The sequence below is a fragment of the Priestia sp. SIMBA_032 genome, from assembly GCF_046535215.1.
GTDB lineage: Bacteria > Bacillota > Bacilli > Bacillales > Bacillaceae_H > Priestia > Priestia aryabhattai.
In genome coordinates this window covers 1-13445 of the sequence record NZ_JAWRXD010000048.1, presented here as the reverse complement: position 1 = coordinate 13445, position 13445 = coordinate 1, and the positions used below count along the sequence as shown (strand labels likewise).

At 32.2% G+C, this 13445-nt stretch carries 11 protein-coding genes and 2 pseudogenes; 5 read left to right on the top strand and 8 right to left on the bottom strand.

Translation table 11 applies throughout. The features are described 5' to 3' along the window. Nucleotides 1-187 precede the first annotated feature (187 nt). From SB717_RS32820 to SB717_RS32800, 5 genes are all read right to left on the bottom strand, one after another. Nucleotides 188-460 carry a stage V sporulation protein S gene (locus tag SB717_RS32820; protein WP_034652927.1) on the bottom strand — a complete coding sequence of 91 codons (273 nt, stop codon included), beginning with the start codon at nt 458-460 and terminating at the stop codon, nt 188-190. Between the two features lie 167 nt (nt 461-627). Then, on the bottom strand, nt 628-891 hold the full coding sequence (locus SB717_RS32815; protein ID WP_410906945.1) for a hypothetical protein: 264 nt from the start codon (nt 889-891) through the stop codon (nt 628-630). A gap of 626 nt (nt 892-1517) precedes the next feature. Beyond that, complete coding sequence (locus SB717_RS32810) at nt 1518-1658, bottom strand: hypothetical protein (RefSeq protein ID WP_410906943.1); 141 nt, start codon at nt 1656-1658, stop codon at nt 1518-1520. A gap of 132 nt (nt 1659-1790) precedes the next feature. Continuing rightward, nucleotides 1791-1973 carry a YolD-like family protein gene (locus tag SB717_RS32805; RefSeq protein ID WP_029325259.1) on the bottom strand — a complete coding sequence of 61 codons (183 nt, stop codon included), beginning with the start codon at nt 1971-1973 and terminating at the stop codon, nt 1791-1793. A gap of 44 nt (nt 1974-2017) precedes the next feature. Further along, nucleotides 2018-2191, bottom strand: coding sequence for a Fur-regulated basic protein FbpA (locus tag SB717_RS32800; RefSeq protein WP_377576859.1), 174 nt, complete (start codon nt 2189-2191; stop codon nt 2018-2020). Between the two features lie 820 nt (nt 2192-3011). Between SB717_RS32800 and SB717_RS32795 the strand changes: the two genes are divergently transcribed. The 3 genes from SB717_RS32795 (at nt 3012) to SB717_RS32785 (ending at nt 6756) form a co-directional block, all read left to right on the top strand. After that, entirely contained in the window at nt 3012-3890 is an 879-nt protein-coding gene (locus SB717_RS32795) for a sigma-70 family RNA polymerase sigma factor (RefSeq protein ID WP_410906941.1), read from the top strand. 336 nt (nt 3891-4226) lie between these two features. Then, nucleotides 4227-5243, top strand: a complete 1017-nt coding sequence (locus SB717_RS32790; RefSeq protein WP_410906939.1) for an AI-2E family transporter — start codon at nt 4227-4229, stop codon at nt 5241-5243. A 1102-nt stretch (nt 5244-6345) separates the two neighbouring features. Continuing rightward, nucleotides 6346-6756, top strand: coding sequence for a YndM family protein (locus SB717_RS32785; protein ID WP_216889906.1), 411 nt, complete (start codon nt 6346-6348; stop codon nt 6754-6756). A 450-nt stretch (nt 6757-7206) separates the two neighbouring features. Here SB717_RS32785 and SB717_RS32780 read toward each other — a convergent pair. Then, nucleotides 7207-7766: pseudogene (locus tag SB717_RS32780) on the bottom strand (L,D-transpeptidase). Nucleotides 7767-8023: 257 nt separating this feature from the next. Continuing rightward, a pseudogene (locus SB717_RS32775) lies at nt 8024-8940 on the bottom strand (alpha/beta hydrolase). Between the two features lie 168 nt (nt 8941-9108). Here SB717_RS32775 and SB717_RS32770 point away from each other — a divergent pair. Continuing rightward, nucleotides 9109-9660: a TetR/AcrR family transcriptional regulator gene (locus tag SB717_RS32770; protein ID WP_410906936.1), complete on the top strand. Its 552-nt coding sequence runs from the start codon at nt 9109-9111 to the stop codon at nt 9658-9660. Between the two features lie 1327 nt (nt 9661-10987). Here SB717_RS32770 and fsa read toward each other — a convergent pair. Next, nucleotides 10988-11656: a fructose-6-phosphate aldolase gene (gene fsa, locus SB717_RS32765; protein ID WP_057274208.1), complete on the bottom strand. Its 669-nt coding sequence runs from the start codon at nt 11654-11656 to the stop codon at nt 10988-10990. 385 nt (nt 11657-12041) lie between these two features. Here fsa and SB717_RS32760 point away from each other — a divergent pair, with 385 nt between their 5' ends. Beyond that, nucleotides 12042-12869, top strand: a complete 828-nt coding sequence (locus SB717_RS32760) for an HAD family hydrolase (protein WP_410906934.1) — start codon at nt 12042-12044, stop codon at nt 12867-12869. The last annotated feature ends 576 nt before the right edge of the window (nt 12870-13445 follow it).

Below are 13445 nucleotides of genomic sequence, written 5' to 3'. Positions count from 1 at the left end.
TCTTCAAATGTATGTCTTGACATAAAAGCACCCCAATCATTAGAGTTTCTTTGTCTAACAATTGGGGTGCAGTTCAACTGAGGTAGTTTTTTTGCATTTAAAAATGCATACTATATGCTTTTTTAGTTTATATAACAGCAATTATCGGCAATAACATGCTAAAAAGTCCTTTTTACTTAACGCAAATCTATCGTTTTTTTCTAGGGCTTAAAATTAATTTGATTCCTGTTCGTTCTTCATTATCGATTAAAATATATGTAAACCCAGGAACACAAACCAAATCAACACCACTAGGAGCTACGAATCCCCTTGCAATCGCAACAGCTTTAATCGCTTGATTTAAAGCGCCGGCTCCCATTACTTGAATTTCCACATTACCTCTTTCTCTAAATACGGCTGTAATTGCACCTGCAACTGAACTTGGATTTGATATTGATGATACTCTTAATATAGTATCCATATAAAGTGCTCCTCCTGTTATTTAATCGATTTATTTGATCAATGGAACGAATGTAATTGACGTATCTTTAAATCATATCCATATCCCGATTAAACTGAACTATTAAACCGATTCCTAAATGGGTGCCTCAATTAAAGGAGTTAAGACATATATTTCTTAACTTTTGTTTATTTCCCGACCATTCCCATGATAAATGGAGTAAGATCACTCAACTTTGTTTTATCGCTAAGAACCTTTAAAAAAACAGTAGAGACATGTTCAGGTATAGGTGTTCGACTATCTACAGTTGCTGTCAAAAAATAATATAAAAAATCAAAATGATTTCCTCTTCTCATGGCATCACTCAAATAATGAGCATATAGATTATTATTTAATAGCTTCCTCTTTAAGGTTGTTCCAAAATCATACAATTCATTAACAGTTGTATTCACAAGGTATTCCTCCTTCTAACATTCAGACGGTTAAAAACCGGATACCATATAGTTACTATAAACTGAACGAAAAAACTTTTTAACTGTGTGTAGAAAAAACACTCTACTATCTACAATGAAAATACTACGTAATATTGCAGGTGGAAGCTGTTACATAAGTGTATTATATTAGAAAATGGAAACTTGTATGAATACGCGTAGAAGATAGTGGAGAAGGGAAAAGTTATCCCTGTAGTAAAGGAGTGTTAATCCCACGGGCAATTTAATTAGCTTGATTTGATGATTTTTGCACTAATACCATATTAAGAGGACTAAAAAGAAATCATTGATAAACTAATAATTAGACTTTCTCCTTACCAGCTTTAAAGAAAATTAGGAGGTTTTATTTTATATATATTCTTTTTTAAACTAAATTCCCCTGCTCTATTTCTTCTAGTAAATCTTTAATCTGTTTACATAAATTAATCCTCAAGTTTAACATTACGCTTTCTTTTGACATCAAATTAGCTCCCTATAAAAAGATTTATAACAGCAATAAACGACCTATTCATTCGATTAGAATCATAAGGTCGCCTACATTATCTTCATTTTCATTTTTTATCCTTCCAGTTTGCTTTATTTATAGTTTATTCTTTTATATTTTCATCTTCTAACTGTCTTAGATTCTCCTCGTCACATTGCTTAAATAAATAAGTAAGGTACGAATGTAGTTCAAATCGGTCCTCATCAATAAAATCAGACCATATTTGTTTGTTTTCTCTCATCATTCCTCCCCCTTTTTTATTTCACTTTTATATCTTTATTGCTCCTTAACTAGAAATTTCTTATACATACAAAGTGACCATTTATCATAAAAAATAGAGAAAATTCTTCTCTAAGTTTAAATCAAATAAAGGAAATCAATAAATGTCTTCAATACCGGATAAACGAATAAAGAAAATATTTTGTTTTTCATCTTTTAAAGACAGGGTCTGTTCATGGAGATTAAGATTATAAACACGGCCTTTACACGTTTGTAATGACCCATTTTCATAATAATTAACCGTAATTAAACCATTTTTGATTAGTTTTTTCAAAAACATAGATTAACCCTCCTCTTAACAAATGAATTGCGATTAGCAAAAACTTAAAAAGATAGGTCTTGGATTGCCGGATTAACTATATGATACTCTGTTTCTAACTCATGTAATGTTAATTCATAGAGCTGTTTGTTTCCTTTTTTATAGATTCCTAAATGGATTAAAGAATCTATAATCGAGTTTTTTTTACGTTGTATGTCAGAATAGGGCTGTTCGCTCATTATCCCACCGCCTAAATTCAAAATGGTCTTTCGTATGATTGTCCAACTACTTTAATTCATTATAAAGCATGCCAGTTACAAGGAAATGAAAATGAAATTAAACTGGTGTAATAAATAAGTAAATTTGATTACATAAGTGAACGCATATTTCCTACCTATTTATTTTATTTTATAATCAACTTTTATGGCATCGTTCAATAATATAATATCCCTATGAATTTCACTTTTAAACAGTTCCTTTTCACAATTCTTGTATTCTTCCCTCAAGCGATTCACTTCTCTTCTAAATAACAAAAGATTGTGTTCATTATGGATTGTAATAAATTCCTTATAAAAACTAACATTAAATACATTATGTTAGTTTTCTCCTGTATATAAAATACTTTCTACAAAACTTCCTATTAATTTACAAAGATTCTAAATTATCATCAAATAATTTTACTCTTTTCAAATAAAAGTAAATGCAAATTTCCACAAAATCTTTTGTTGATTTGAAGTAGAGACCGGTTTGCATGATATAAAATATCTGAAACTTCATGCTAAGGAACCCTTTTATTAAGGGTTTTTGCAGCCTATAAATTGTGACTTCCTGAATAGTCATAAAATCACGAATTTGTAGAGCAATATATTGAAAAGTAATATGATATATTATATACATACCTATAGCACGACATATTATAACTAATTTAGATAATCACAAATAAATGCACTACTAATCCATAAAATATGAATACCATTAAAGGCGTTAGTAGAGGTTACTAACGTCCTTTTGACTGTCTTCTTCATTTTAGATTTCTGCACGAACTGGAGGGAGATAACATTGAGTAAAAATCAAAAGCTATGGACAATGGAGGAAGATTTATTCCTTGAAGAACAATATGGGCAGATGACGTTCCAAAGAATGGGTGAACATTTAAACCGTAGTAAAGAATCAGTTAATAAACGGATTATACGATTAAATCTTCGTAGTGAAGAAAATTGCTTACGTAAAAAATGGACAACGGAGCAAGATACTTTTTTAAAAGAAAATATTGATATCATGAATAATCGTGAAATAGGAAACCATTTAGGTAAGAGCCCTTCTTCTGTTGCTACTCGTATAAAAATATTAAAACTAGCACGAAAGGAAACACTACGTAGATGGACGGAGCAAGAAGATGAATACCTACTAAAGTATTATGGATCTAAATCTCTTGAATACATATCTAGACGACTACAGCGAAGTATACCAGCATTAGAGTCTAGATTAAATCGCTTAGGCGTATATGGAGTAAGAGCTTATACAGGAAATATTACGGTATATGAACTAGCCAAATGCCTACAAGTTGATGTTCATACCATTTATAACTGGATTCAAAATAATAGATTTCCCTATAAAATGACGAGGGCAAGAACACGGAATTTTATAGGAATCGATGTATTGGCCTTTTGGAAATGGGCTGAACAAAATAAAGTACTTCTTAACTTTTCAAAGATACCTAGACATACTCTTATTCCTGAACCCGATTGGATGAATAAACAAAGGAAATATGATTATTATAATCATCCTAAACATGAAAATAAAAAGTGGACAGAAGAAGATGATGCTCGTCTATGGCATATGTTCTATGAGGAAGGTCGTACTCAACAAGAAATTGGCCAACTAATAGGACGATCAAAACATGGGGTTCAAAGAAGGTTAAGTCGATTACGAAAATGAAATTGACTTAGCAGGCGCTAAAAGTATATATTTAACGTTGGATAAAACTGTAAAAAAATTAAAATAGACATACTGATAATACTATTACTTGTAAAAAATAATTAACTAATATGGATAGGAAAAAGGGAAATGAGTGTACTTATGCTAGGTAGTCTATTTGAGACTTTCTATAATTGATTTTTATCTAAGTCCCTAATAAGAAATAAGTAGCTAAGAAGTTTTTCAAAAATGCCTTAGCTTTTTCGTATGTTTCTAACTCGTAGAAGGTGATATTAGATTAAAATCACTTTTCATAAAAAACATGTTAAAAAAATAGTTAGGAGAATCAAATTTGTTATGAATATTATACAAAATTGGCTTCATGATAAAGTATTTGTCCGAATTGCGACACTCATTATCATAGTCGTTTTACTAATCAATATACGCAGTATGCTTCATCTGTTGTTATTTACTTTTATCTTTGCATTTTTAATTGGTCGTGCTCAACAAATTTTGAAACGAAAACTTCGGATTAATTCCACGTTTGTATTAGTAGTAATTTATATTGCCCTACTAAGTTTAATTGGGATTGTGGGATATTTGTATATACCTGTTATCATAATTGAAGTAACAGAGCTTGTGCATCGACTGATGTATTTTTACAAACACCCTCCTGATAATACATTCGTTACATACATAATTGATAATTTAAAACGTATCAAATCACCGGAGAATATTCAGCAAAATATTGATTTAGCTTATGCATACTTATCTAATATTGGAAAAGTAAGTGCTCAAATCTTCTTATCTTTATTACTAAGCTTATTTTTATTGCTTGAGAAATCTCCTATTCATCGTTTGTTTACACAGCTAGAACAATCACAATTAGGCTGTTTTTTTCAAGAAGTAAAGTATTTAGGGCGTAAATTTGTTAATTCGTTTGGGAAAGTAATCGAAGTACAATTTATGATTGCTTTTATCAACAGTGTTTTATCGGTTATTACTTTGTGGATTTTAGGATTTCCCAATTTGCTTGCTCTTGGTGTTATGGTATTTGTTCTAGGACTTGTACCAGTTCTAGGTTTATTTGTATCATTAATCCCACTCTGTACAATAGCTTACAGCCTAGGTGGCGGTGTAAAATTGCTATCCATTTTGATTATGGTCATTGTCTTGCATGCTCTTGAAAGCTACGTGTTAAATCCAAAACTCATGTCATCTAAAACAAACTTACCAACATTTATTACCTTTATCATTTTAATATTTGGAGAACACTTTTTAGGAATATGGGGATTAGTACTTAGCATTCCAATTTTTATTTTCTTTTTAGATTTAATAGGCATAGATGCTGATAATAGCTCAAAAATAAAGTAAAAAAAGGAGCAGATTCAAATTTAAAATCCGTTCCTTATCCAATCCAGTATAATATGCATACTTTTAAATTAGAGGTATTAAACATTTATTGCAAAAAGAAAACACTACTGTATCTCGACAATAGTGTTTTCTAATCAAAAAATGGGTTTCGAATACCAAAAGTCGGAAGGTATTCTACTTGCATTTTATTCCAATCGTATAAAAAATATACTAACAGCAAATGAAAAACCTACCCCTAATGCGTTAAGGTAGGTTTTTCATTTATGCGTCAGAAAAAAGAAAATGTCAGGAGAATTAATCCTATTTTGTAGTTTGCTCAACATATAGAATGTCATGCATTATTGCAAGTACGCAATGATCTAAAATTGAATATGACATACCATCTATAAAGGTACATTACTTTTTGTACGTTCATAAAGGTTTATTATATTAACTAAATAGACGTTTTTTCGTTAGTATTCTTATAGCCTAAAAAGGTGTACCTTTTTAGACCTTCTATATTAGGCAACCTTGGTCATAAATTAACTGAAGCTTTATTAAGGGGAATTCATGTAAGAATGTTGCAATATTGAAAGAGCATCCCTGGACGGATGCTATGCTGTGAATTAACTAAGTTCATTGTTTGGTTTTTTTAGCAACTTACTTTCTAAATCTAATTGCTTCATTCTTCGTTGTAATCCTAAGTTCTCTAAGTTCTATTCTAACTCAGAGGATGAATCAATTTGTTCTTTAGCATTCTCCATTAGTTCTCTAGTAATTTTCGACCTCTTTTGATCTTTTGGATTCATATTAACAGCCCCTTCCCTGTGACTTGCTAGGTTCGACATGCCAGGTGAAAAATCCTGTAAAAAAACACATTTACCTAAAAATGCAACAATAGTACAATACAAAAAAACATCCATTAAATGGGATGTTTTTATTCTACCCTTTTTAATACTAGACCCGCGGTTAAAAGAGTAAAAAAGGATTTCCCCCTTTTTAAGGGATTACATTAAATAAATATTAGCTTTTTTAGAGCAAAACGTTTATCTAAAAAAGATTACCTTCCTTTGAAATGGGTATATATTCTTTAAAAGATAATAAAAGGGAGATGAGAGAAAAGATGAAACATCTAAAGGCTCTTATTATAAAGTTTGTAATGAGCGCTGTGGTCTTGGGTATAGTACTTACAGGCATTTATAACTATGATTTTAGTGACAGCATGCTGATCAGCTTAGTCCTCACAGTTGTCGCTTACGCTCTTGGCGATTTGCTAGTATATCGAAATGCTGCTGATGACTCAGAATACAAAAAAAGAAACATTGTCGCTACCATTTCTGATCTTATTTTAACTTTTGTAGTAATCTGGATAATGGGCGCATCCCTTTTTGGAAATACCAGCACTATTATTCAGGGCTCTATAGTATCGGCAATTGTTATAGCAATCGGTGAATGGTTCTTCCATAAGTATTTAGATAAACATGTGCTTAACACTGATAATTTCAAACATACCGATACGACATATAATAAATAACTTTTTAATAGGAAGAGCAACCATCCAAAATATAAAAATTAGTGAAAAGAGTTATGATTATGGTAAGTAAAAATAAATAACGTATATAGCTAAAAAAGAAAAAGCTACTGTCCCTCACTAACAGTAGCTTTTTCTCATCTAAGAGATAGAGAAATTGTGTTACGAATGCCGAAGTCGGAAGACATTCTGATTACATTTTGTTCCATTCACCAAAAAAATATACTAATAGTAAATAAAGAGGTAAGAAACCTTGATAAATCAACATCTCTCATATGAAAAATTATAAAAATTTTGCATAAAAATTGAATTTATCATTTGCCTTCAGAATATTTAATTTACTAACTTGTTTTTAGGTTAACAGATGCTATAATACAGACGCAGATACAAAAGTTCTATCCTTGACAAAAAAGAACATCCCCATGTGTGGACATAGGGATGTTCTTTTTTTGGTTAGTTACCTTCCATATGATAACCCTTAAATTTGTAGCCATATACTTTCGTTAACTCTACAAAGCTCTTATAGGAATAGGTTATAGCAACCGGTGTGCCTACTTGAACTTTCTCATAAAGCTTTCAACATCTGCATTGTTCATTCTCACGCATCCTTGACTCACGTATTTTCCAATGCTACTTTCATTGTTATTGCCGTGAATGCCGTATGTATCGCCATACGTACCATTTGCATTTATTCCAAACCAACGTTTTCCTAATGGATTGCGCGGATCGCCCCCAGTAATATGACCTTTATAATAAGGACGATTTTTAATCTTGTTTACGACCTTAAAGAAGCCGACAGGCGTTTTATCCCATGTTTTCCCCGTTGCTACTGAATCAACGATTTCAATATAACCATTATGAAAATACGCAAGCTTGTTGTAGTACTTGTTAATAATAATCAAATCTTGATTTGCAGCTTTACTTGCTGCTTCTGTTTTTCCTTCATTAACTCCACATAATGCGACTATTAGTAATGTAAGAACGGTCATTGATTTAATAAAAATGTTCTTCATGGGGTAGCGTCAGGAAAATGCGAATTTACAACGTTAAGGAAATTCCCATATTAAAAAGCCTAATTTTTCATTTATATTGAGAAATTAGGCTTTAGTTACTTCATAAAAGCGCCCGATTGCAGAAGACTTGAATTAGAGATAATTCCTATATCCATTGACCGATTTTTTAAGATAACAACTTATAAGAGAGACTGGTTATATTAGAAATCATAAAGGGGCTGTCTCAAAAGTAACTGAGACAACCCCCGTTTGCATTATTAAAGATTTTCTTTATAGAAAGGGCCTAATTTTTCAACGGCTTTGCTCACTGGCTCTGGCCTGTCGTACAGGTCATAGTGGCTTGCCCCTTCAATAACGAACAAATCTTTTTTCTCAGAAGCTGCTCGGTCATAAAGCTCATGACCATCCTTGTATGAACCAAACGCTCCTTGTACGTCACCGATAATGATTTGCAAAGGTTGAGTAAGCAGACTTTCTACTAAATGGAAAGCATCAAAACCGATTACCGAGTCCATGCTGGTGAATTTCAGTTTGTTTGGAGAGTTAGAGCTCTGACCTCTTGATGTTCTGTAGTAATCAACCGCCCCTACAAGATCGATATCAGACATACCAGCTTCTTCTCTTTCTGCATGACTATTAGGAATCCATTGTGTAACTATAGGTTCGGCTCCGCGCGCTTCAGCAGTGCGTTGTTGAGCAATTTTCTCTAAAACTTTGATTGGATCGTCTTCACGATACCCACGACCGATATTCACGCCGACGACTGTTCCAACTGCTTTGATGCGACGCTCTGTCATTGCAGCATTTACAGCATATCCGCCACCTGCACAAACACCTAATACGCCAATACGATTTTCATTGACATAATCTAGTGTAGTTAGATAATCAACCGCAGACCGAATATCCTCAACACGTGAAGCCGGGTATTCGGCATAACGAGGCTCGCCTTCGCTTTCTCCTTGATAGGATGCATCGAATACAATCGTTACATATCCTAGCTCAGCAAGTTTCTCCGCATAAATGCCCGCCGTTTGATCTTTACACTGCTGCCCGGATGAACGCAAATAATTGCTGGATTTTGTTTCTTTTCTCCAGCATCTTCAGGTGAATTTAAGATCGCTGCTATTTGTAGCCCATGTGCATGAAATTTTACCTTCTTTTTAGTAACTGTCACAGTTAAACCCACCTTTATGCATGTTTTAAATACACTTGTGCGTATTAATCGCCTTGTGTATATTTATATTAAAATGAAGGAGCAGTGGATTCAATTACCACATTACGTATTATGCGTATTAATACACGAATTGTTTTGATTGTGTACAAAATAAAGGAGGACTGCTGTGTGCATAAAATAGATCGAAGAATTTTAAAGTCTCGACAGGCTATTCAATCGACTTTTTTTCAGATGTTAGTTAAAGAAGGGCTTGACAAGATTACGGTTAAAAATATTACGGAAAAAGCCAACATTAGTAGAAAAACATTCTACCTACATTATATTGATAAATATGATCTGTTAGATAAGATTGTGGATGACCATATAGAAAAATTGCGAGAAATATGTGATCAAAAACAAGACAAAGGCATTATGGAAGGTTCGATATTATGGTTTTCTTATTTTGAGCAACATAAATCATTTTTTGCGGCATTGCTTAAAAGTAAAGGTGCTTCGTCATTTCGCAAAAAGCTATTGGCTTTTACTATGGGGGAGATAAATAAAAAGCTTAATGAGGATTCGCATCCCATTATCGATAGGCATATTTTTTTGAAGTTTTTAGGAACGGGAACAATGGGAGTATTGGAATCTTATGTACTAGAAGAAGTAGATAGTGATATTGAAGCTGTAGCAACGCAAGTTGTGCAGCTATATAAAACTTATTTAGATTCCTCAATATAGAAAGAGACCATGGAGACTCTGTCGGTCCTCCCATAGAAGCCTGTGTGACAAGATCTTCAGCCTCCCTGACCGTTGTGATTTGACAATAAAGTTGGTAACTCAATTTCCACCCTCAAAATTTAAAGAAAGGTACCAGCTCTTTGTTTGACAATCTGGCCCTATTGTTGAATAACATGACAAACGATTTTAAACAACATTAATAAATGTAGAGACTTTAATTACTGGTTTAAACATCTTTATTTCCATTTAACAACAGTAATATAAAGTATTTTTCATATTGTGGCGACTGTCAAAAAGCATACTTTATGACATTTTTAAAGTGATATAGCTTGACCGTTTCGTAAAGAAAATATTTCCTTTTTGGAATATGTCATTCGTTGTATAGACGTTTTGACATAGAAAAAATCTTGTTATATCAGGACTAAATAGCATTTTTTTATTTGAATTTATTCTTAGCATTGGAAATCCGCGTTTCGTTGGCGGTACCCCACCCCCTATTAGGCCCAGAAGTAAAAGAAAATCATCGGTTAAATTCAACCCTTACGATTGTTAATAAAAAGAGACAGACTGACTATGAGTTAGCAGACCTTCATATTCGTTTTTAGAATGAGATACGTGATAATACGTGTCTCTTTTTTGTCGCATGTTCTAGAAGATAAAAAAATACGTACTTTTATTGTCAACCAACTTAAGAATTTTCTCTTAACTTTACTTAACCCTTTTTCTTACTATACTGATATATAAGGTCGGAATAACTAGTGTATAATAAAACCATGAAACAGAGGGTGGTTATTCTCCTTTCAGGTACTTGTTCGTTACCCGATCTAACGTACTACCTAAGTAACATATAGGATCTCATTGTATTATAGGTAACATACTATCTCTTTTTGTTTATATCTATAGAGAAGTTTATAAAACTCTCTTCAAAATAATATAGTTTTATCATTTACTCTTCATAACGACAAATAGGGTATTTCTCTACAAGTTGAGTAATAGTTAAAAGATTTTAATAAAAATGATTTATTAAATACTTTAATTCGTGATATAAATTTATCTATTATCTACTGAATTAATGATAATATTAATTTCATACTTTATAAAAAATATTTATTAATTAATTTATATCAATTATTACTATTTTTACTATATTTGTTTTAAAGAGATTCCTAATTAGATGTATCGAAAAATTTATATTATTGTTCTACTCTGGGACAGAAAAGAGAAATAAAAAAGGATGCCCGCAGGCATCCATATGACAAAAAATAAAATATATCTACAATATTAAACTCAATCAGCTTTCACACTTGATGTTAAAATTCAAATTGTTTTAGTTTTTAACAGCTTTTTCCCAATCAGTTGCAAATTTTTCAATTCCTTGTTCTGTTAAAGGATGCTTTACCAATTGCTCGATAACAGAGTATGGAATTGTTGCGATATGAGCACCTGCCATTGCTACACGAGTTACATGGTCTGGATGTCTTACAGATGCAGCAATGATTTGAGAATCGATATTTTGAACACGGAATAGTTCTGCGATTCTGGATACTAAGTGTACTCCATCCTCAGAGATATCATCTAATCGTCCTAAAAAAGGAGAAACGTAGGTTGCACCAGCACGAGCAGCTAAAAGAGCTTGATTCACTGTGAAAATAAGTGTTACATTTGTTTTTACACCTTTTTTAGAAAGATAACGAGTAGCTTCTAATCCAGCTAACGTCATAGGAAGTTTAATCGTAATATTTTTATCGCCATCATTAATTTTAATTAATTCTTCAGCTTGAGCAATCATATCTTCAGCTGTAATTGCATCAGGTGTTACCTCAGCTGAAACAGATTCAACTTCTGGCACCATTTGAAGGATTTCTTCAATACGATCTTCAAATCTTACGCCTTCTTTTGCTACTAGGGATGGATTAGTTGTAACGCCAGATAAAACTCCCACTTTGTATGCTTTCTTAATGTCTTCAAGGTTTGCAGTATCAATAAAAAATTTCATGATTTCTTTCCTCCAATAGTTTGAAAATCAAAATGTATTTTTTCTTTACAATAGAGTTATATGTATGAAATCTATACTTCCCCAAGCTTCAAGATAGCTGACGAGCCTCTTTTATTCTATCTGATATTACCACGTTTATAAAGTAAAACGCTTTCTGTAAATGGATTCTTTTTCTTAATTATAGATTTTTTTATGAGATAGATGATAGAAATACTCTTCCTCATTCATTGGCAGCTGATTCTGAAGCAGGGATTAAACGTTTTATACCGAACTTTTATAGTTAGAAAAGGTATGATTTAATACAGCTATCTTAAGTAATAACAAAAATAAGGTAACTTTAGTTCGTACAATAGACTAAAGAGGAGAAAGGAATTAAGATCAAACAATGAAATGTATTTCAATTGATTTAGATGGTACTTTATTAAACTCTAAACATGAAATATCTGAACAAAATGTGGAAACCCTAAAAGAATTGTACCAACAAGGACATAGCATTATTTTGAATACAGGCCGAGCCTATGCAGACGTAATCAAACTAAAGGCGGTACAAAATATGGAAGTTCCTATTTTTTGTATTAATGGTTCTGTTTTATATTCAAAAACAAGAGAATTGCTGTATGAGGCAACTATATCCGTTTCTACATATAAAAAAATATTTTCAATTCTAAATGAAATTGGTGTAGGAATTCTTGTATACACTAATTATGGAGGCTTTCCTTCAACTTTGCCTCCATTACATAATAAAAGCAAGGAAGAGCTCGCCACTCTTTTTCAAGAATACAATTACGATGAAATTCTAAATAAAGACAACCTTAAAATCTATAAATTAATTGCTTTGGTACAGTACGAGCAATTAGAAAAAGTCGACGAAGTAAAAAGGGCATTAGCTGATCAATTTAATATTTCGATGGCTTCTTCTTTTCCTAATAACGTAGAAATCACTTCAAACGAAGCGCATAAAGGAAAAGCTATATTGCGTTACCAACAGATGATGAATCTGAATTTTGAAGAGATTTTTGCTTTCGGAGATGGAGGCAACGATCATGCTCAATTCGAAGTAGCAACTACTTCAGTTGCTATGGGAAATGCTCCCCTAGACATCCAACAAAAAGCTCATTTAATAACTAAAACAAATGATGAAGATGGGTTTGCCTATGCAGTGAACCACCTTTTAAAACTAACAAAAACACAAGGTGTCATATCCGTGATATAACGCTAAATTATACTCGTTTCTTTTAAAAACCTATACATCCGTACATTCTATAAAAATTCAGTTAAGTCACTCTAAAAGAGTGGCTTTTTTAGAAGGTTTTTAACCTTTAATTTATCGATTGTAGTTAATCAAGTTCAATTGGAAAATATCACTTATTTTGCTAGCATGTTCAATAAAATGAAAAGGAATAAGGGCGTTACTTCCTTATAATAGCCTTATCACTGTATCCGTATTTTTCGCTTGTCACGTAAGATTTTATTGCCTCCAACCATCTAAATAGATGTACCTTTTCGAACTATCTATATTAAACAACCTCAATCATAAATTAACTATACACAGTCAAGGGGACTCTGGTGCAGAAGCGTTGAAATGATGTTACTAAAAAGCTACCAGAAAAATATCCTTTATTTCGCAGTTAAATGTCTATTTATTGCAATTCTGAGTGTTTCTCATAATACTGTTTTTAGTGAAGGAGTTGGGGGGATTGAAAAAAATCATATACTGGATTATTTTTATTTTTTTGATTGTAGCTTATGTGACGGACATAGAAAACATTGACTTAAAGGATTTATTCTC

Bases quoted from the DNA above. Each gene is read 5' to 3' on its own strand.
- SB717_RS32785 (WP_216889906.1), top strand. From the start codon at position 6,346: ATGAAACATCTAAAGGCTCTTATTATAAAGTTTGTAATGAGCGCTGTG.
- fsa (WP_057274208.1), bottom strand. From the start codon at position 11,656: ATGAAATTTTTTATTGATACTGCAAACCTTGAAGACATTAAGAAAGCA.
- SB717_RS32820 (WP_034652927.1), bottom strand. From the start codon at position 460: ATGGATACTATATTAAGAGTATCATCAATATCAAATCCAAGTTCAGTT.
- SB717_RS32760 (WP_410906934.1), top strand. From the start codon at position 12,042: ATGAAATGTATTTCAATTGATTTAGATGGTACTTTATTAAACTCTAAA.
- SB717_RS32790 (WP_410906939.1), top strand. From the start codon at position 4,227: ATGAATATTATACAAAATTGGCTTCATGATAAAGTATTTGTCCGAATT.
- SB717_RS32805 (WP_029325259.1), bottom strand. From the start codon at position 1,973: ATGTTTTTGAAAAAACTAATCAAAAATGGTTTAATTACGGTTAATTAT.
- SB717_RS32800 (WP_377576859.1), bottom strand. From the start codon at position 2,191: ATGAGCGAACAGCCCTATTCTGACATACAACGTAAAAAAAACTCGATT.
- SB717_RS32810 (WP_410906943.1), bottom strand. From the start codon at position 1,658: ATGATGAGAGAAAACAAACAAATATGGTCTGATTTTATTGATGAGGAC.